General features: G+C 70.7%; 14 protein-coding genes. 4 read left to right on the top strand and 10 right to left on the bottom strand.

Annotated features, from left to right (window positions below; translation table 11 throughout):
- Window positions 1-44: 44 nt before the first annotated feature.
- Together ACTWP9_RS06840 and pta are read right to left on the bottom strand one after the other, a co-directional pair.
- A complete protein-coding gene (locus tag ACTWP9_RS06840) occupies window positions 45-1,253 on the bottom strand; it encodes an acetate kinase (protein WP_443245070.1) in 1,209 nt (402 codons plus the stop codon).
- Between the two features lie 50 nt (window positions 1,254-1,303).
- On the bottom strand, window positions 1,304-3,451 hold the full coding sequence (gene pta / locus ACTWP9_RS06835) for a phosphate acetyltransferase (RefSeq protein ID WP_443245069.1): 2,148 nt from the start codon (window positions 3,449-3,451) through the stop codon (window positions 1,304-1,306).
- A gap of 452 nt (window positions 3,452-3,903) precedes the next feature.
- Between pta and ACTWP9_RS06830 the strand changes: the two genes are divergently transcribed.
- A complete protein-coding gene (locus tag ACTWP9_RS06830) occupies window positions 3,904-4,929 on the top strand; it encodes a 6-phosphofructokinase (RefSeq protein ID WP_443245068.1) in 1,026 nt (341 codons plus the stop codon).
- Between the two features lie 139 nt (window positions 4,930-5,068).
- Here the strand turns inward: ACTWP9_RS06830 and ACTWP9_RS06825 are convergent, their stop codons facing one another.
- Both ACTWP9_RS06825 and ACTWP9_RS06820 read right to left on the bottom strand, forming a co-directional pair.
- Window positions 5,069-6,217: a protein kinase domain-containing protein gene (locus ACTWP9_RS06825; protein WP_443245067.1), complete on the bottom strand. Its 1,149-nt coding sequence runs from the start codon at window positions 6,215-6,217 to the stop codon at window positions 5,069-5,071.
- Window positions 6,218-6,232: 15 nt separating this feature from the next.
- On the bottom strand, window positions 6,233-7,441 hold the full coding sequence (locus ACTWP9_RS06820; protein ID WP_443245066.1) for an MFS transporter: 1,209 nt from the start codon (window positions 7,439-7,441) through the stop codon (window positions 6,233-6,235).
- A gap of 136 nt (window positions 7,442-7,577) precedes the next feature.
- On the opposite strand from ACTWP9_RS06820, the gene ACTWP9_RS06815 reads away from it, so the two are divergent.
- Window positions 7,578-8,534 (top strand): LysR family transcriptional regulator, encoded by a 957-nt coding sequence (locus ACTWP9_RS06815; RefSeq protein WP_443245257.1) that lies wholly within the window; start codon window positions 7,578-7,580, stop codon window positions 8,532-8,534.
- Here ACTWP9_RS06815 and ACTWP9_RS06810 read toward each other — a convergent pair.
- Window positions 8,447-9,271 (bottom strand): carbohydrate ABC transporter permease, encoded by an 825-nt coding sequence (locus tag ACTWP9_RS06810; protein ID WP_443245256.1) that lies wholly within the window; start codon window positions 9,269-9,271, stop codon window positions 8,447-8,449. The genes ACTWP9_RS06815 and ACTWP9_RS06810 overlap by 88 nt on opposite strands.
- A gap of 212 nt (window positions 9,272-9,483) precedes the next feature.
- Between ACTWP9_RS06810 and ACTWP9_RS06805 the strand changes: the two genes are divergently transcribed.
- The gene (locus ACTWP9_RS06805) at window positions 9,484-10,113 is read left to right on the top strand and encodes an LAETG motif-containing sortase-dependent surface protein (RefSeq protein WP_443245065.1); all 630 of its coding nucleotides are present in this window, start codon (window positions 9,484-9,486) and stop codon (window positions 10,111-10,113) included.
- Window positions 10,114-10,292: 179 nt separating this feature from the next.
- Here ACTWP9_RS06805 and ACTWP9_RS06800 read toward each other — a convergent pair whose 3' ends face one another.
- The 4 genes from ACTWP9_RS06800 to ACTWP9_RS06785 form a co-directional block, all read right to left on the bottom strand.
- Window positions 10,293-11,222, bottom strand: a complete 930-nt coding sequence (locus ACTWP9_RS06800; RefSeq protein ID WP_443245064.1) for a carbohydrate ABC transporter permease — start codon at window positions 11,220-11,222, stop codon at window positions 10,293-10,295.
- Window positions 11,219-12,577 (bottom strand): ABC transporter substrate-binding protein, encoded by a 1,359-nt coding sequence (locus ACTWP9_RS06795; protein WP_443245063.1) that lies wholly within the window; start codon window positions 12,575-12,577, stop codon window positions 11,219-11,221. The genes ACTWP9_RS06800 and ACTWP9_RS06795 overlap by 4 nt, the downstream gene beginning before the upstream one ends.
- Window positions 12,578-12,731: 154 nt before the next feature.
- Entirely contained in the window at window positions 12,732-13,433 is a 702-nt protein-coding gene (locus ACTWP9_RS06790) for a response regulator (protein WP_443245062.1), read from the bottom strand.
- Complete coding sequence (locus tag ACTWP9_RS06785; protein WP_443245061.1) at window positions 13,430-15,091, bottom strand: ATP-binding protein; 1,662 nt, start codon at window positions 15,089-15,091, stop codon at window positions 13,430-13,432. Before ACTWP9_RS06785 ends, ACTWP9_RS06790 begins: the two co-directional genes overlap by 4 nt.
- 174 nt (window positions 15,092-15,265) lie before the next feature.
- Between ACTWP9_RS06785 and ACTWP9_RS06780 the strand changes: the two genes are divergently transcribed.
- Window positions 15,266-16,678, top strand: coding sequence for a cation:dicarboxylate symporter family transporter (locus ACTWP9_RS06780; RefSeq protein ID WP_443245060.1), 1,413 nt, complete (start codon window positions 15,266-15,268; stop codon window positions 16,676-16,678).
- Between the two features lie 92 nt (window positions 16,679-16,770).
- On the opposite strand, the gene glgB is transcribed toward ACTWP9_RS06780, so the two are convergent.
- Complete coding sequence (gene glgB / locus ACTWP9_RS06775) at window positions 16,771-19,029, bottom strand: 1,4-alpha-glucan branching enzyme (protein WP_443245059.1); 2,259 nt, start codon at window positions 19,027-19,029, stop codon at window positions 16,771-16,773.
- Window positions 19,030-19,031: the final 2 nt, after the last annotated feature.

Here is a 19,031-nt window from a genome sequence, read left to right as displayed (position 1 = left end):
GTACTGAACGATTCGGGGGCGGCTCCCCCAGGAGTAAGGGCCGCTCAACTCGGGGCGACCAGCGCGTATGTCTGCTCAGCGATCTCCAGTTCCTCGTCGGTCGGTACGACGGCCACCTTCACCCCCGCGTACTCGGGCGAGATCAGCCGGGCCTCCTTCCCGCCCGCCGCGTTGCGGTCGCCGTCCACGGCCAGGCCCAGCTCCTCCAGGCCCGCGACGGCGGCCTCGCGCACGGGCGCCGCGTTCTCCCCGACGCCGGCGGTGAAGACCACGGCATCGACCCTGCCCAGTACTGCGTAGTAGGCACCGATGTACTTCTTCAACCGGTGGATGTAGATGTCGAAGGCCAGTGTGGCCGCCGCGTCGCCCGCCTCGATCCGGCGGCGGATCTCCCGCATGTCGTTGGCGCCGCACAGTCCCAGCAGACCGCTGCGCTTGTTCAGCAGCTCATCCACCTCGTCCACATCCATCCCGGCGACCCGGCCCAGATGGAAGACCACCGCCGGGTCGATGTCACCGGAGCGGGTGCCCATCACCAGGCCCTCCAAGGGGGTCAGCCCCATGGAGGTGTCCTCGCACCGCCCGCCGCGCACGGCGGAGGCCGAGGCGCCGTTGCCCAGATGCAGCACGATCAGATTGACCTCCGCTGGGTCCTTGCCCAGCAGCTCGGCCGCCTTGCGTGAGACGTAGGCGTGCGAGGTGCCGTGGAAGCCGTAGCGGCGTACCCGGTGCGCGTCCGCGGTCTCCGCGTCGATGGCGTAGCGGGCCGCGTGCTCCGGCATCGTGGAGTGGAACGCGGTGTCGAAGACGGCGACCTGCGGCAGGTCGGGCCGCAGCCGCTGCGCCGTACGGATACCGGTGATGTTCGCCGGGTTGTGCAGCGGTGCCACCGGGACCAGGCGCTCGATCTCCTTGAGTACGGCGTCGTCCACGACCGTCGGCTCGGTGAGCTTCAGCCCGCCGTGCACCACCCGGTGGCCGATCGCGGCGAGATCGGGGGAGTCCAGGCCGAGCCCGTCGGCGGCCAGCTCGTCCGCGATGGCCTTCAGCGCCGCGTCATGGTCGGCCAGCCGGCCCTCGCGTGTGCGCGGTTCGCCGCCGGTGGCCAGCGGCTGGTGGGAAACGGCCGAGGTCTCCTCGCCGATCCGCTCGGCGAGCCCCGCGGCCAGCCGGTTGCGGTCGGCCATGTCGATCAGCTGGTACTTGACCGACGACGAGCCGGAGTTGAGGACGAGGATCCGGGTGGGAGTCACGGCGGGGGCTTTCTTTACGGGGGTTCGGGAACGGGCTTCGGGAACGGGGTTCAGGTGCCGGAGGGGCCGGGCGCAGACTCGCGCTGCGCCTGGACGGCCGTGATCGCGACGGTGTTGACGATGTCCTGCACCAAGGCGCCACGGCTCAGGTCGTTGACGGGTTTGCGCAGGCCCTGGAGCACGGGGCCGACGGCGACAGCGCCGGCCGAGCGCTGCACGGCCTTGTAGGTGTTGTTGCCGGTGTTCAGGTCGGGGAAGATCAGCACGGTCGCCTGCCCCGCCACCCGGGAGCCGGGCAGCTTGGTGGCGGCGACCGAGGGCTCCACGGCCGCGTCGTACTGGATCGGTCCCTCCGTCAGCAGGTCGGGGCGGCGCTCCCGGACCAGTTCGGTGGCCTGCCGCACCTTGTCCACGTCGGCGCCGGAGCCCGAGGTGCCCGTCGAGTACGACAGCATCGCGATCCGCGGCTCCACGCCGAACTGTGCCGCGGTGGTGGCCGACTGGATCGCGATGTCGGCGAGCTGTTCGGCGTCCGGGTCGGGTACCACGGCGCAATCTCCGTACACGAGCACCCGGTCGGCCAGGCACATGAAGAAGACGGAGGAGACGATCGAGGCGTCCGGCTTTGTGCGGATGATCTCGAAGGCGGGGCGGACCGTGGCCGCGGTCGAGTGCACCGCGCCGGAGACCATGCCGTCGGCCAGGCCCTCGTGGACCATCATCGTGCCGAAGTACGAGACGTCGGAGACCACGTCGTGGGCCAGCTCGTAGGTGACGCCCTTGTGGGCACGCAGCTTGGCGTACGACTCGGCGAAGCGCTCCCGCAGCGGAGAGGTCAGCGGGTCGACGATGCGCGCGGTGGCACCGCCGGCGCCCGTGGGGGCCTCCGCGGGAACCTCGTCCTCGCCCGGCAGATCGAGGCCGATGCTCAGCTCGGCGGCGCGCTTACGGATCGCCACCGGATCGCCCAGCAGCGTCAAGTCGCAGATGTTGCGGCGCAGTAGCACCTCGGCGGCGCGCAGTACCCGCTCCTCGGTCCCCTCCGGGAGCACGATGCGGCGCCGTGCCGCACGCGAGCGCTCCACCAGCTCGTGCTCGAACATCATCGGCGTGACCCGCTCGCTGCGCTGCACCGACAGCCGCTCGGACAGCTGGGCGGTGTCCACATGCGTCTCGAACAGCCCCAGCGCGATCTCCGCCTTGCGCGGGGTGGCGGCCGTCAGCTTGCCCTCCAACGACAGCAGCGCGTCCGCGGTCGGCATCGAGCCCTCCGGTACGACGAGCACCGGCGTGCCCGGCGCCAGCCGGGAGGCCAGCGCCAGGGTCTGGTCGCCGGGGTGCTCGTCCAAGGTGAGCAGGACACCGGCGATGGCGGGGGCGCCCGCGGAGTGGGCGGCCAGCGCGCCGATGATCAGGTCCGAGCGGTCGCCGGGCGTGACCACCAGACAGCCCTCGGTCAGTGCGGGCAGAAAGACGGGCAGATGGGCGCCGCCGAAGACCAGGTTGCGGACATCGCGGGAGAGCCCGGCATGGTCGCCGAGCAGCACCTTCGCGCCCGTCGTCTCCTTGACCTGGGCCACCGTCGGCGCGGCCAGCGCGGGCTCCTCCGGCAGCACGAACACCGGCTCCGGCAGCCGCTCGGCCAGTGCCCGCACCGCCTCCGCTGCCTCGGGGTCCGCCACCCGGTTGGCGATCATCGCGATCAGGTCGGCGCCCAGCGAGGCGTAGGCGTGGTGGGCGTTGCGCACCTCGGCGACCACTGCCTCCGGGGACTGTTCGCGGGCCGCGACGACGGGCAGCACGGCGGCGCCGAACTCGTTCGCGAGCCGCGCGTTGAGGGCCAGCTCGGCGGGCAGTCCGGTGTCGGCGAAGTCGGTGCCGAGGACGAGGACGGCCTCGTACGCGTCGGAAGCCTGGTGGTAGCGGTCCACCAGGCGGGAGATCAGCTCGTCCGTGCCCCGCTCGGCCTGGAGCGCCGCTGCGTCCTCGTAGCTCATGCCGAAGACGGAGGACGCGGGCTGGCTGAGCCGGTAACGGCTGCGCAGCAGGTCGTACAGCTCGTCGGGCTGGTCGTGCACCAGGGGCCGGAACACCCCCACGCGGTCCACCTGACGGGTCAGAAGCTCCATGACCCCCAGCTCGACGACCTGACGGCCGTCGCTGCGTCCGATGCCGGTCACGTACACGCTGCGCGTCACGCGCTGTCTCCTCCGAGTCGCGGGCTGCCATGCGTTCTGGTCGGTCGAGATCGCTTGGGGGGATTTCTTGAGCGGTTTCGCCTAGAAAGCACCCGTGAAGATGCGGCTATACCCTTGACAATACCTGCGCTTCTGGCTAGGCCGCTCGCCAGGCGGGTGACCGGCGGACCCTGGGCTGACAACGTGAATGAAGCGTGAGTGAGGCGTGAGCGAGACCGGCAGCGGGCCGGAGCAAGGACCGGAGCAGGGACAGGAGCAGGACCGGAGCAGTCCGGGAGCAGGGCCGGAGCGAGGGGTCCGGATGCTGGGCGGGGCCCATGCCCTGGCCTTCAAGACGTGAAACAATCGCACCGGCTCACACGGACCAGCGGCACCCCGGACAGTGAGGTCCGACCGTGCCCCAAGCGGCCCGTCCCCAGGCGGGCATCTACGGAGCAGGAGAAGCGAACCCCATGCGCATCGGAGTCCTCACCGCAGGCGGAGACTGTCCCGGTCTCAACGCCGTGATCCGATCCGTCGTGCACCGCGCCGTGCACGACCGCGGCGACGAGGTCATCGGCTTCGAAGACGGATTCAAGGGGCTGCTCGAGGGCCGCTACCGCCCCCTGGACATAAATTCGGTCAGCGGCATCCTCGCCCGCGGCGGCACCATCCTCGGCTCGGCCCGGCTGGAGCGGGACCGGCTGCGTGAGGCGTGCAACAACTCCGAGGAGCTGATCGCCAGCCTCGGCCTCGACGCCCTCATCCCCATCGGCGGCGAGGGCACGCTGACCGCCGCGCGGATGCTCGCCGAGATCGGGCTGCCGGTCGTCGGCGTACCCAAGACCATCGACAACGACATCTCCGCCACCGACCGCACCTTCGGCTTCGACACCGCGGTGGGCGTCGCCACCGAAGCCATGGACCGGCTCAAGACCACCGCCGAGTCCCACCAGCGCGTCATGGTCGTGGAGGTCATGGGCCGGCACGCAGGGTGGATCGCCCTGGAGGCGGGCATGGCGGCCGGTGCGCACGCCATCTGCATCCCCGAGCGCAACTTCGAGGTCGACGACCTGGTCAAGATGGTCGAGGAGCGGTTCGCCCGCGACAAGAAGTTCGCCATCATCTGCATCGCCGAGGGTGCCCACCCGGCCGAGGGCTCCATGCCGTACGAGAAGGGCATGATCGACCAGTACGGCCACGAGCGCTTCGCCGGTATCGGCAACCGGCTCGCGGTCGAGCTGGAGCACCGGCTCGGCAAGGAGGCCCGTCCCGTCATCCTCGGCCACATCCAGCGCGGCGGCACCCCCACGGCCTACGACCGGGTACTCGCCACCCGCTTCGGCTGGCACGCCGTCGAGGCCGCCCACCGGGGCGACTTCGGCCATATGACCGCCTTGCGGGGTACCGAGATCGTCATGGCGCCGCTGGCCGACGCGGTCTCCGAGCTCAAGCGTGTGCCGCAGGACCGGATGGACGAGACGGAAGCGGTGTTCTGAGCTTCTGGGGACGGGGTGCGCCTGGCTGCCGTCCGCAGGCTGCGGGTGGTCCCCCAAGCTCTTCGAGCAGGGAGGTACCCCCAGGTTGCTCGCAGTTCCCCGCGCCCCTTACGGGGCGCAGCCCCAGGCCGGGCAAGCGTCAGCCGCGGAGGGCGATCGTCCCGACGATCAGCAGACAGAGGATGGTGAACGCGATCAGGCCGCGGTGTTCGCGCCCGGTGGGCAGGTTGCGAAGCTGGGAGCTGAGCGCTGTCCACTCGCTGTCGCGCCAGACGCGCCGTGCCGTCGAATCCGGGGGCTCCGGCCGGGAGTCGGGGCGGGGCACCGGAAGAGCGGGGCGGCGGTAGGCGGTGCGAGGGCCGGACGGGGCGGGTCGGGAGTCCGGGACCGGCGGCTCCTCCGCGGCGGGCCGCGCGTCCTCGGGCGCCGTCCCGGCAGCCTCCCTCACGAGTGACAGCGCCTCGGCCGCGTTCGCGGGGCGGTCCGCGGGGTCCCGGGCCATCAGGGCGAGGACCAACCGGTCGGCGGAGGGCGGCAGTCGGGGGCGGGCGCGGCTCGGCCGCAGCGGGGTGTCGTGCAGATGGTTGAACATGACGCCGGCCGCCGAGCCGGTGTAGGGCGGGCGGCCGACGAGCAGTTCGTACAGGACACAGCCGAGTGCGTACAGGTCGGTGCGCCCGTCCACGGGCTCCTGCCGGAACTGTTCGGGGGCCATGTACAGGACGCTGCCGAAGGGCATCCCGCCGGTCGTCGTCAGCCGGGGGTCGGTGGAGCGGGCCTCGATGAACTTGGCGATGCCGAAGTCCACGACCTTCGCGCGGCTGTCGCCCTGCTCGCTCCCGGCCCGCTCGACCATGATGTTGCCCGGCTTGATGTCGCGGTGGACGACGCCCGCCGTGTGTGCCGTCTCCAGTGCGCGGCACACATCGGCGGTCCAGCGCAGTGCGTCGCCGAGCGGGACGCGGCCGGTGTCGCGGAGCACCTCGTGCAGTGAGCTGCCGTGCACCAGGGCCATGACGAGAAAGGGCGTGCCGTCATCGGTGCCGTGGTCGTGTACGGCCACGATGTGCGGACTCTCCAGGGCCGCTGCCGCGCGGGCCTCCCGTTGGAAGCGGCCCAGCAGTTCCTCGCGGTCGGTGTCCTCGGCCGCGCCGCGCTGCGGCACGAGGACCTTGACGGCGACCTCGCGGTGCAGCCGGAGGTCGCGGGCCCGCCAAACCTCTCCCATCCCGCCCGCGCCGAGGAGTCCTAGCAGTTCGTACCGGTCGTTCAGCCGACGCCCTCGCATGCCCTCATGCTAGGTTCACCCCTCCGCCTGGCCGGGGGCCGGGCTCTTGGCGAAGGCGAGCACCGCCAGTGCGCAGACGGCGAGCGCGCCGCCCACCAGCAGCACCGTACGCAGCGGGGCGGCATCCACCACCCGGCCGCCGACGAAGGCGCCCAGTGCGATGGCGGCGTTGAAGACGGAGGCGAACAGGGCACCGGCCGGTTCGCGTTCGGAGGGCGCCGCGGCCATCACCCACGCCTGGCTGCTGACCGAGACCCCGCCGTAGGCCAGCCCCCACAGCAGCAGCACCGCCACGGCGGGCCCGGTGGCCGAACCGGCCGCCGCCAGCAGCACCGTCGTCACGGCGATGCCCCCTCCCAGCGTCAGCAGCGTGCCCCGCAGGCTGCGGGCTACGCGGGCGCCCGCGGCGAAGTTGCCGACGATGCCCGTCACGCCGTAGGCCAGCAGCAGCACCCCGATCAGCGCGGGCGCGACCCCCGAGATCTGCTCCAGCACCGGCCGCACATAGGTGTAGGCGGCGAAGTGACCGGTCACCAGGAGGACGAGGAAGACGAAACCGGTGCGCAGCCGGGCGTTGCTCAGCAGCCGCAGCAGGGTCCTGGGGTGCACCGGTCGCTCGGCGGGCAGTGCGGGCAGCAGCAGCGCGAGGGCCAGCGCCACTGCTGCCGAGAGCCCCGCAGCGGCACCGAAAGCAGCCCGCCAGCCTGCCACTTCGCCCAGCATGGTGCCCGCGGGCACGGCCAGCACGCTGGCGATGCCGATACCGCCGAAGACGGCCGCCAGCGCGGTGCTCTGCGAGCGCTGCGGCACCAGCCGCACCGGGAGGCTGGCCGCCAGCGCCCACACGCCGCCCAGCGCGACGCCCACCAGTACGCGGGCGATCAGCAGCACGGTGAGGGAGGGCGCGACGGCCGACAGCGCGTTCGCGGCGGCCAGCAGCAGCGCCAGCCCGGCCAGCGAGGCGCGGCGGTCGAGCTTGCCCGCGGCCAGCGGGGCGAGTGGTGCGGCGAGGGCCGCGACGACACCGGTGAGGGTGACGGTCAGCCCCGCGGAGCCCTCCGAGATGTGCAGGCTGTCGCTGACGGGGGTGAGCAGCCCGACGGGCAGCATCTCCGCCGCGGTGACCGCGAACGTGGCGGCGGTGAGCGAGGCGACGCCGAGCCAGGCCCGCAGCGGCGTGCGTTCCCGCCCCTCGGAGCGGGCGGAAGTGAGGGTGTCTGTCATGCCCTCCAGCCTTCGCGGGCGCCGGTCCGGGAACAACGGCGGACTTCTCATCCTTCAATGAGCAGGGCTCATCGATGCGGCAGGCCGAACAGAAGGAGACCGAGTGGACAGCGGCACCCGAATCCGTTCGCTGGAGATGAGAGAGCTGGAGTGCTTTCTCGTCCTCGCCGAAGAGCTGCACTTCGGGCGCGCCGGTGAACGGCTGTACGTGTCGCAGAGCAGGGTCAGCCAGCTGCTGCGCTCCCTGGAGACCCGGATCGGGGCGCGGCTGGTGGAGCGCACCAGCCGCCGGGTGGCGCTGACCCCGCTCGGCTCCCGCTTCCTCGGACAGCTGCGGCCCGCCTACGGGCTGCTGGGCGATGCCGTGGACGAGGCGCGCGCGGCGGCGCGGTGCGTCGCCGGGCGGCTGCGGCTCGGGTTCCTGGGCAGCGCCAACCACCGGATGACGGCGGCGCTCGGTCTCTTCCACGCCCGCCACCCCCAGGTGGAGACGGACATCGTGGAGATCACCATGGCGGACCCGTTCGGACCGCTGCGGCGCGGCGAGGTGGACGCGGCTGTCGTGCTGCTGCCCGTCGCCGAGGCCGATCTGGTGGTGGGCCCCGGCTTCGAGGAGCAGCCCTGGACGCTGGCCGTCTCCGTGCACCATCCGCTCGCCCGGCGCGGCACGCTGGACGCCGAGGACCTCGCCGACTGCCCCCTCATCGCCGCCGCGCCGCCCGCCCCCGGCTACTGGCGTGACCACCAGGCACCGCCCCGTACACCGGGAGGCCGCACGGTTGCGCGCGGTCCGGCCGTGGCCACGCTCCAGGAGGGGCTGGCCAACGCCGCAGCGGGACGCGGGGGCATGCTGCTGTGCCGCCCCACCGCCGAGGCGCACGCGCGCGCGGACATCGTTTTCGTCCCGGTCGGGGGGCTGCCGCTGTCCGAGCTGGCGTTGGTGACGGTACGCGGCAGCCACAGCGCACTGCTGCGTGCCTTCGCAAAGACCGTGGTCGACTCGGCTCACCCCTTGACGGCTGCGCCCAGCGCGAAGCCGCCGCCCAGCCGGCGGGCGATGAGCACGTACAGCAGGATCACAGGCGTCGAGTAGAGGATGGAGAAGGCGGCCAACTGGCCGTAGACGACGGCTCCGTAGTTGCCGAAGAACGTGAAGACACTGACCGAGGCGGGCAGCTGCTCGGGGCTCAGCAGCAGCATGAACGGCACGAAGAAGTTGCCCCACATCATCACGAAGCTGTAGATCGCCACCACCGAGAGACCAGGACCCATCAGCGGCAGTACGACCCGCAGCAGCGACTGCCGCCACGAGGCACCGTCCGTCCAGGCCGCCTCCTCCAGTACCAGCGGTACGCCGTCCATGAAGTTCTTCATCAGCCAGACCGCGAAGGGAAGTTGGGAGGCGGCCAGGAACAGCGCGGTGCCGTACACCGTGTCGATCAGGTTGATCTGTACGAACAGCCCGTACACCGGCACCATGACGGCCGTGACCGGCAGACAGGTGGAGAACAGGATGGCCAGCAGATACGGGCGGCTGAACCGGGACCGGAAGCGCGAGAGCGGATAGGCCGCAAGCGCCGCGCACACCACTGTGAGCGCCGTCGCGCCACCGCACAGCACGAGGCTGTTGCGCATCGGGGTGAAGGTGATCTCGTCGGTCAGCACCGCCGAGAAGTTGTCCAGCGTGGGGGAGTCCGGTGACCGCACCCGCAGTGTGGCCTCCGCGTCCAGGGAGGCGAGAACGAGCCAGGCGAGCGGCGTGACGAACGCAGCCGCGACCACCAGCAGCCCGACATCCGCCGCGAGCCGCCTGCGCGTACGCGTGCTCAACTTCACTGAATCGCAACCTCCTTCGAATCCCTGCGGCGCTCCGCCCGCGACCTGCGGCCTTGTGGGTTCGGCACCGGGGGCACGAACTGCCCCTCGGCCGGGAACAGTTGGATATTGCGGGGTCCGTGTGTCCTGGGTTGAGGATGCGAGTACCGTGCTGTCACCCGTCGTACGTGCATCTCGTGCGATGCGGTCCTACCGGAAGGAAAACGATGACAGCACTGCGCCTCAGATGGCAGCGGTCGGTCGCCATCGCGGCGACCGGTGCCGCGGCGTTCGTCGGCACTGCGATAGCGGCCGCCCCCGCCCAGGCACACACCCCCCAGTGGTCGGTGACCTGCAACTCGGTCTCGATCGATCTGACGAACTACGCGGAGAACGGCAACAAGGTCACCGTCAAGGCCGGCGACAAGACGCTGATCAGCGACACCTTCGGCAAGAGCTACCACAAGAAGGTGGATCTCCCCGAGCACAGCAAGCCGCTGGATGTCACGGCTCAGGTCGTGGCCTCGGACGGTGACAAGTACAACTGGGGCCCGGAGACCAAGCAGTCCCCGGTCTGCGACAAGCCCACCCCCACGCCGACTCCCACGCCCAGCGAGTCGGAGTCCACCCCGCCCTCGCCCAGCCCTTCGCAGAGCGCCAGCGAGAAGCCTGAGCCGAGCGCGCCCGAGACCAGCACCAGCACTCCGGCCTCCAAGCCGCAGGGCGGCGGCGACGACCTGGCCGAGACCGGCTCCTCCAGCAACACCCCGATGATCGCCGGCATCGCGGCCGCCGTGGTCGTCCTCGGTGGGGGCCTGGTGGCCTTCGCGCGCAAGCGCCGCTCGTCGCAGAGCTGACCTTGGCGCTGACCGCGCCGGGGCTGTCCCCCGTGCAGCCCCGTACCGTCCAGTCGGTCGACTGACGGACAGCACGTACCACCGCCCGGCGGCCCGCCCCACCCGGCCGCCGGGCACCCCTGCCGCCGACGTCACACCGGGTACAGCGAGCGGCGTCATGCCGGGCCCGCCGAGCCGCGTCATGCAGCCACCTCGTCGCGCATCAGCCGCAGATACACGGTGGAGAACAGCGCGCCGACGACGAGCAGCAGCAGCGCCACCGCCGTCCCGTAGCCGATGAGCGACTTGGTGAACGCCTGGTCGTACATGAAGACCGGCAGCGTCTCGCTCCGGTGTGCCGGACCGCCCTTGGTCATCGCCCAGATCAGCCCGAAGACCGACAGTGTCTGGAGGGTGTTCAGCATCAGATTGGTGCCGATGGAGCGGCGGATCATCGGCAGCGTGATGTACCACAGCCGCTGCCGGCCGCTCGCCCCGTCCACCTCGGCCGACTCGGTGACCTCCTGCGGGATCTCGGCGAGCGCCGCCGAGTAGACGAGCATCGAGAACGCGGTGCCGCGCCATACGTTGGCGAAGGAGACCGCCAGGATCGGCAGTGTCACCAGCCAGTTCTGGGTGGGCAGTTGGAGCCAGTGCAGAACGGCGTTGAGCTGGCCCTCCCGGTGGAAGAACGTGTACAGCAGGAATCCCGCCACGATCTCCGGCAGCACCCAGGCGCTGATCACCACCGCACCGGTGACCGTCCGCACGGCCTTGGAGGCCCGCCGCATCAGGGCGGCGAGCGCCAGGCCCAGGGTGTTCTGGCCCAGGATCGAGGAGATGAGGGTGAAGACGAGCGTGAGGACGACCGCGTTGCGGAAGTGCGCGTCCCCGAAGGCGCGGGTGAAGTTGTCCAGTCCAACGAACGACGCCGACTCCTGCCCGGTCAGCTGCATGTCGGTGAAGGCCAGCACGACGCAGTAGCCGATGGGCCCGGCAAGGAACAGCAGCAGCACGGTCGTGGCAGGCGCCAGCGGCAGCCAGCGCAGCACACCCCTGCCGCGTGTGCCGGGGCTCCGTTTGCCACCTGTGGCGGGACGCCGCGCGGGCCCGGCCTGGACGGCGGTCATTTGGCGACGGTCGCGCCGTCGGTGATGCCGTCCAGCTGCTCGTCGTACGCCTTCGCTGCGGCCCGCGGCGAGGAGTCACCGGTCGCCACGGACTCTGTGGCCTCCGCGATGGCAGCCGAAACCTGCGGGTAGACCGGCAGCGCGGGGCGGTAGTGGGTGTGCTGCACGCGCTCGGTGAAGAACTTTATGCCCGGCATGGACTTCTGGTAGCGCGGGTCGTTGGCCACGTCCTGCCGTACCGCGACCTGGGAGCCGCGGATGCACCACTCGACGGCGTTCTGTTTCGTCTGCATGGTGCGGATCATCTTCCAGGCCAGGTCCGGGTTGTCGGAGTGCCGGGGGATCGACCAGGTCCAGCCGCCGGACATGCTCACCTCGCCGGGTGTCTCGCCGTGCTGGGTGGGCATCGGCGCGAGCCCCATCGTCTCCTTCCACTCCGGCCACGGCTTGCCGCCCGTCTTGATCCAGTTCTGGCTCAGCCATGAACCGTCCAGCGCGATGGCCAGCTTGCCCTCGGGGAGCAGTTGGGTGACGACATCGGTGGTGACGTTCGGATCGACCACCTGGTCCTCGTCGGGGCCGAGCTTTTCGCTGTGGACGGTGTCGAGGAACTTCAGGCTCTCCCGGAAACCTTGGCCTCCCTTGACCCACTTCTTGGCCTTCGGGTCGTACAGCGGGTCCTTGCCGGTGCCGTACAGCAGCATCTCGAAGCCCTGCATGGCCGTTGCCTCGCCCGCGCCCTTGCCCGCGAAGACGTTGAGCGGGATGACGCCGGGCACCTTCTTCTTGAGGGTGCGGGCTGCCTTCAGTACGTCGTTCCACGTCTTGGGTCGCCAGTCCTGCGGCAACCCGGCCTTTTTGAACAGCTTCTTGTTGAACCACAGGCCCCGGGTGTCGGTGCCGTCCGGTATGCCGTAGGTCTGTCCGTCGGCAGCACCGGCAGCGCGCTTGGCGGCGGGCTCGAACTGGTTCCAGTCGTCCCAGTCGGCCAGGTAGTTGTCCAGAGGGCGCAGATAGCCGCTCTTGATGTCGGAGTTGATCAGGAAGGTGTCCTCGTACACCAGATCCGGCGCCGTCTTCGGCGAGCGCATCATCTGCTGGATCTTGGTGTAGTAGTCCTGCTGCGTCGCCTGGACGGGCACCAGGTCGACCTTCTTGCCGGGATAGCGCTTCTCGAACTTCTTGGCGACGAGCTTGAGGTAGTCGCTGCGGAAAGTGATCTTGTTGTCGGTCTCCTGGTAAAAAGCGATACGCACGGTGTTCTTGTCCCCGGTGCCGCCACCGCCGCATGCGGTGAGCGTGCCGGCGGCCAGGAGCGTGGCGAGAGCGAGGATCTGCGGAGCGGTGGGACGCACGGGCATGCCTCCTCGGACCAGGTGGGTCCCCCGTACGGTGGCTCCGGCGCCCTGCCGGGGTCAATATCCATGACAGGGCGACCAGTTGGACATTGCGGCTGAGCCCGCCGATATTGCCGCCGGAAAAGGCGGAACCCACAACCACAACGCTCGGCTACGACCGCCACACGTAGTGGTGCTCGGGGCGGCCCACCTGCCCGTAGCGCTGCCGGCGGTCCGCACGTCCGACGGTGACGAGGTGTTCGAGATAGCGGCGTGCGGTGATCCGGTTCACGCCGAGTGCCGAGGCCGCCTCGCTCGCGGTCAGCCCGGCGCCGGCCGCGTCCCGCAGCTGAGCTGTCACCCGGGCGAGCGTCGGCCCGCTCAGCCCCTTCGGCAGCGTCGAGGCGGAGGGCGCGGCCCGCAGCACCGACAGGGTCCGGTCCACCTCGTCCTGGCTCACCGCCTCGTCGTGGGCCTCGGCCGTGGCCCGGAAGTCCGCGTACCGCAGCAGCCGGTCGCTGAGCGTACGGAACGTGAACGGCTTCAGCACATGCTGGACGACGCCGAGCGAGACGCCCTCGCGGATCATCGTCAGATCCCGCGCCGAGGTCACCGCGAACACGTCCTCCGTATGGCCCGCGGCGCGCAGGGAGCGCAGCAGGTCCAGGCCGTTGCCGTCGGGCAGATAGAGGTCGAGCAGAATCAGATCGACGCCGCCCGCCGTCCCCGCCGCCTCGTCCTCCAGGACGCGGAGCGCCTCCGCGCGGGAGTGTGCCGTCGCCGCCACCTCGAAGCCCGGTACCCGGCTGACGTAGAGGGCGTGCGCATCGGCCGCCACGGGGTCGTCTTCGACGACGAGGACGCGAAGCGTCATCGCAGCACCTCCCCGGAGCGTGCCTCCTGGTGCAGCGGCAGCCGTACCTCGAACTCGGCGCCTCCGCCGGGGAGATCGCGGGCTTCGACCTCGCCACCGTGCCGGTCGGCGGTCTGCCGTACGAGGGCGAGGCCGATGCCGTGTCCCTGGCCCGGCTTCGTGGTCCAGTTCCGCTCGAAGAGGCGGGCACCGGCGCCGGGTGGGAGGCCGGGGCCGTTGTCCGTCACGCGGAGGACGAGTTGGCCGGGGGCGGGCGCGTAGGTGCGCCGAACGGTGACGGTGACCTGCCCGGCGGGGGAGACGGCTTCGACCGCGTTGTCGATCAGGTTGCCCAGCACTGTCACCAGGTCCCGGCCCGGCAGCCCGGCCATGTCATCGACGGCCGAGTCGGGGCTGAGGGTCAGCTCGACGCCGCGTTCCTTCGCCTGGGCGGCTTTCCCCAGCAGCAGCGCTGCGAGCACCGGCTCCCGTACGGCGCTCACCACCTGGTCGGTGAGTGCCTGGGCCAGCTCCAGCTCTTCCGTCGCGAACCGCACGGCTTCCGCCACCCGGCCCAGTTCGATGAGGGAGACGACGGTGTGCAGCCGGTTCGCGGCTTCGTGGGCCTGGGACCGCAGCGCCTCGGCGAAGCCGCGTACCGAGTCGAGTTCTCCTGCCAGGGCGCGCAGTTCGGTGTGGTCGCGCAGGGTCACCACCATGCCGTGCTGCTCCTCCCCGTCGTCCACGGGCGCGGTGTTGACGACGACGACCCGCTCGCCGGTCAGATGCACCTCGTCCACCCGCGACTCGGTGCCCGACAGCGCCTCGGTCAGGTCCGGCGGCAGACCGAGGTCGGCGACGCGGCGACCCACCAGCGGCTCCTTCCCGTCCCGCCCGAGCAGCAGTCGCGCACCGTCGTTGACCAGCGAGACCCGGCCCTGCCCGTCGAGCAGCAGCAGTCCCTCGCGGACCGCGTGCAGCGTCGCCTGGTGGTACTCGTACAGGCTGCTGAGCTCGGCTGCGTTCATACCGTGCGTATGGCGGCGGAGCCGCGCGTTGATCACGTACGTACCGACGGCGCCCAGGGCCAGCGCCCCGCCCGCGACGGCCAGTATCGCGGTGAGTTGGCCGCTGACCTGCCGGCCGATGGCGTCGACGTCGATACCCGCGCTGACCAGGCCGATGATCCGGCCCCGCCCGTCCGGCCCGCCGTTGCCCGCCTCCCGTACGGGCGTCACCACGCGCACCGAGGGCCCCAGCGTGCCGGTGTAGGTCTCGTCGAAGGTGCGGCCCTTCAGCGCCGGCCCGATGTGGCCGACGAACCGCTTGCCGATCTTGTCGGGATCGGGGTGTGTCCACCGCCTGCCGTCCGTGTCCATGATCGTCACAAAGGTGACGCCGGTGTCGCGGCGCACCCGCTCCGCGTACGGCTGGAGCCGCTTGCTGGGGTCGTCGGAGCGGATGGCCTCCCGCACGGACGGAGAATCAGCCACCGCCTGCGTGGTGGCCCGGGCACGGTGTGTTGCCGCGTCCCTGGCCTGTGACTTTCCGGAAACGTACGCGAACAGCGCGCACCCGGCGACCACCACGGCAACCAGCACCACCTGCATGGCGAAAAGCTGGCCCGCCAGGCTGCGCGGGCGGGACCGCACAGGTGAGCGGGGGTGGGGGACGCGCATTCTCTCAGTCTGCCGTGGCTTGTTTCGTGCACGTAATGCACGTAAGGGTGACCCACGTCGCACCGTGTTGCATAGTCGCCGGGACTCAGCACGATCCGGATTCGCAATCGAGCGTCCACCAGGGCGTTGCCGCGGAGACATCGTGAAGTGACCCATGGACGAGGAGCCGACGACGTGTCGAAGAAGACACCGCAGCAGGCCGCAGCGGGCGCTGCGCCGGACGCACCACGGGCGAAGCGGGACCGTACCCACTACCTCTACATCGCAGTGATCGGCGCGGTGGTGCTGGGGGTGATCCTGGGACTGACGGCGCCGGGAGTGGCCGTCGAGCTCAAGCCGCTCGGCGAGGGATTCGTCAACCTGATCAAGATGATGATCTCCCCGATCATCTTCTGCACGATCGTGCTGGGCATCGGCTCGGTGCGCAAAGCCGCCAAGGTCGGCGCCGTCGGCGGGCTGGCGCTCGGCTACTTCCTGGCGATGTCGCTGGTCGCGCTGGCGATCGGGCTGGTCGTCGGCAACATCCTGGACCCGGGTCAGGGACTGCACCTGACCGACGCCGCACGGGAGGCGGGCGCCTCCCAGGCCGGGGAGAGCAAGAGCACCACCGAATTCCTGCTCGGCATCATCCCCACCACCATGGTCTCCGCCTTCACCCAGGAACAGGTGCTCCAGACACTGCTGATCGCCCTGCTGGTCGGCTTCGCGCTGCAGGCCATGGGCAAGGCCGGGGAGCCGGTGCTGCGCGGTATCGGGCACATCCAGAAGCTGGTCTTCCGGGTGCTCGCGATGGTGATGTGGGCAGCGCCGGTCGGTGCCTTCGGCGCGATGGCGGCCGTGGTCGGCGAGACCGGCGTGGACGCGCTGAAGTCGCTCGCCATCATCATGATCGGCTTCTACACCACCTGTTTCCTGTTCGTCTTCGTGGTGCTCGGGCTGATCCTGCGGGTGTTCACCGGAATCAACCTCTTCAAATTGCTGAAGTACCTCGGCCGGGAGTTCCTGCTGATCCTCTCCACCTCCTCGTCCGAGTCGGCACTGCCGCGGCTGATCGCGAAGATGGAGCACCTGGGCATCAGCAGGCCCGTCGTCGGCATCACCGTGCCGACCGGTTACTCCTTCAACCTCGACGGCACGATGATCTACCTGACGATGGCCTCGATCTTCGTCGCCGAGGCCATGGGCAACCCGCTCAGCATCGGCCAGCAGATCTCGCTGCTCCTCTTCATGCTCGTCGCCTCCAAGGGCGCTGCCGGAGTCACCGGCGCCGGAATGGCCACGCTCGCCGGCGGCCTCCAGTCCCACCGCCCGGAGCTGGTGGACGGCGTCGGCCTGATCGTCGGCATCGACCGCTTCATGAGCGAGGCCCGCGCCCTGACCAACTTCGCCGGCAACGCGGTGGCCACGGTGCTGATCGGCACCTGGACCAAGGAGATCGACAAGGGGCGGGTCCGCGAAGTCCTCAGCGGCGATCTCCCGTTCGACGAGCAGACGCTGTCCACCGAGTACGGGCCGGCCCCGGCCCACGACCCCGTCCCCGAGAACGCCATGACCGAGGTCCCGCCCCAGCCGGCCGCCAAGGTCTGACCTGGGCTCGAAAGGGGGCCGCCGCCGCTGGCGGCGGCCCCCTTCGTTCGTGCTGGGGGAGGAACACGGCACCCCCTCAGCCACGGCACCCCTCAGCCACGGCGCTCGGCGTCAGGCCGGAGCCACACCGTGGCGAGCGGAGGCAGCACCGGTGTGACCGAGGCGGGCAGCGCATGGGCGGCGTGCCCCTCCCCGGGCAGCGGATCCGCATTGCCGACACCGCTGCCGCCGTAGCACGCCGCATCGGTGTTGAGGACCTCGCGCCAGCCCTCCCACCGGTCCGGGACGCCCAGGCGGTAGCCCTCGCGGACGACGGGGGAGAAGTTGCTGACCGACAGCAGCGGGCTCCCGTCGGCGGCGAACCGCAGGAAGGCGAGGACGTTGTCCTCCGCGGCGTCGGCCAGCACCCATGCGAACCCCGCGGGCTCGGTGTCCAGCTCCCACAGGGCAGGCGTCGCCAGGTACTCCGTGTTCAGCGCGCGCACCAGGTCCCGCACCCCGCGGTGGTCCGGCTCGGCGGGGTACGAGGGGTCCAGCAGCCACCAGTCGGGACCGTGGCCCTCGGACCATTCGGCGCCCTGGGCGAACTCCTGTCCCATGAAGAGGAGCTGCTTGCCGGGGTGGGCCCACATGAAGGCCAGATAGGCGCGGTGGTTGGCGCGCTGCTGCCACCAGTCGCCCGGCATCTTCCCCACCAGCGATCGCTTGCCGTGCACCACCTCGTCGTGCGAGATCGGCAGGACATAGTTCTCCGCGTAGGCATACACCATCGAGAACGTCATCTCGCTGTGGTGGTACTTGCGGTGCACCGGCTCCCTGGACATGTACTCCAGCGAATCGTGCATCCAGCCCATGTTCCATTGGAAGCCGAAGCCGAGTCCGCCGAAGCCGCCCTCGCCGATGTGGTGGGTCGCGCGGGTCACCCCCGGCCACGCGGTGGACTCCTCGGCCACCGTGATCACCCCGGGGCAGCGCCGGTGGACCGTGGCGTTCATCTCCTGGAGGAAGGCCACCGCTTCCAGGTTCTCCCGGCCCCCGTACACATTGGGCGTCCACTGCCCCTCGCCGCGCGAGTAGTCCAGGTAGAGCATCGAGGCGACCGCGTCCACCCGCAGCCCGTCGATGTGGAACTCCTCGCACCAGTACACGGCGTTCGCCACCAGGAAGTTGCGTACCTCGCGCCGCCCCAGGTCGAACTCCAGCGTCCCCCAGTCCGGATGCTCGGCCCGCGCCGGATCGGGGTGCTCGTACAGCGGTGTCCCGTCGAACGCGGCCAGGGCCCACTCGTCCTTGGGGAAGTGCGCCGGCACCCAGTCCATCAGCACACCGATACCGGCCCGGTGCAGCGCGTCGACCAGATACCGGAAGTCGTCGGGGGTGCCCAGCCGGGCCGTCGGCGCATAGAACCCCGTCACCTGGTAGCCCCACGAGCCGCCGAACGGGTGCTCGGCCGGCGGCATCAGCTCGACATGGGTGAAGCCCAGGTCCTGCACATACGTGGGCAGTTGCTCGGCCAGCTCCCGGTAGCCCAGCCCCGGCCGCCAGGAGGGCAGATGCACCTCGTACACCGACAACGGCTCCCGGTGTGGCGCGGAGCCGGTCCGCGCGGCCAGCCACCTGGCGTCCTGCCAGTCGTACGCCGAAGCCTCCACCACCGACGCGGTGGCCGGCGGGCACTCGGTGCGCCGTGCCATCGGGTCGGCCCGCAGCGTGTGCGAGCCGTCGGGCCGCGCGATGTCGAACTTGTAGAGCGCCCCCTCACCGACGCCCGGCAGAAACAGCTCCCACACACCGGACGAACCCAGCGACCGCATCGGCGCGGCGGTCGGGTCCCAGTGGTTGAAGTCCCCGGCGACCCGTACGCCCTGCGCGTTGGGCGCCCACACGGTGAACCGGGTGCCGTCCACCCCGTCGACGGTCATCGGGTGCGCCCCCAGCGCCCGCCACAGCTCCTCGTGCCGCCCCTCCCCGATCAGATGCAGATCCAGCTCCCCGAGCGTGGGCAGGAACCGGTACGGGTCGGCCGTGGTGACCTGGTCCTCGCCCGGCTCCGCGCCGTACCGGATCACGAACTCGTACGCGGGTACGGCATCCGGCGCCAGCGGCAGCACCCCGCCGAACAGCCCGTCCCCCTCGCCGAGCAGTTCGGCCCGCAGCCCCTTGGCGACCACGGTGACGGCCTTCGCATACGGCCGCAGCGTACGGATCGTGACCCCACCGGGCAGCGGGTGGGCGCCGAGCAGTGCGTGCGGGTCGTGGTGCGTACCGGCCAGCAGCCGGGTCCGCTCATGGCCGGTCAGCGGAGCGGGGGCCGCAGCCCTGCGGGGTGGGGGCGGGGGCTTTCGGGGCACGT

Origin of the sequence: Streptomyces sp. 3N207 (assembly GCF_052246355.1) — a bacterium.
In the GTDB taxonomy this organism is placed as follows: domain Bacteria; phylum Actinomycetota; class Actinomycetes; order Streptomycetales; family Streptomycetaceae; genus Streptomyces.
Note: the sequence above shows the minus strand (reverse complement) of the source record. Positions and strands in the feature narration are given on the sequence as shown.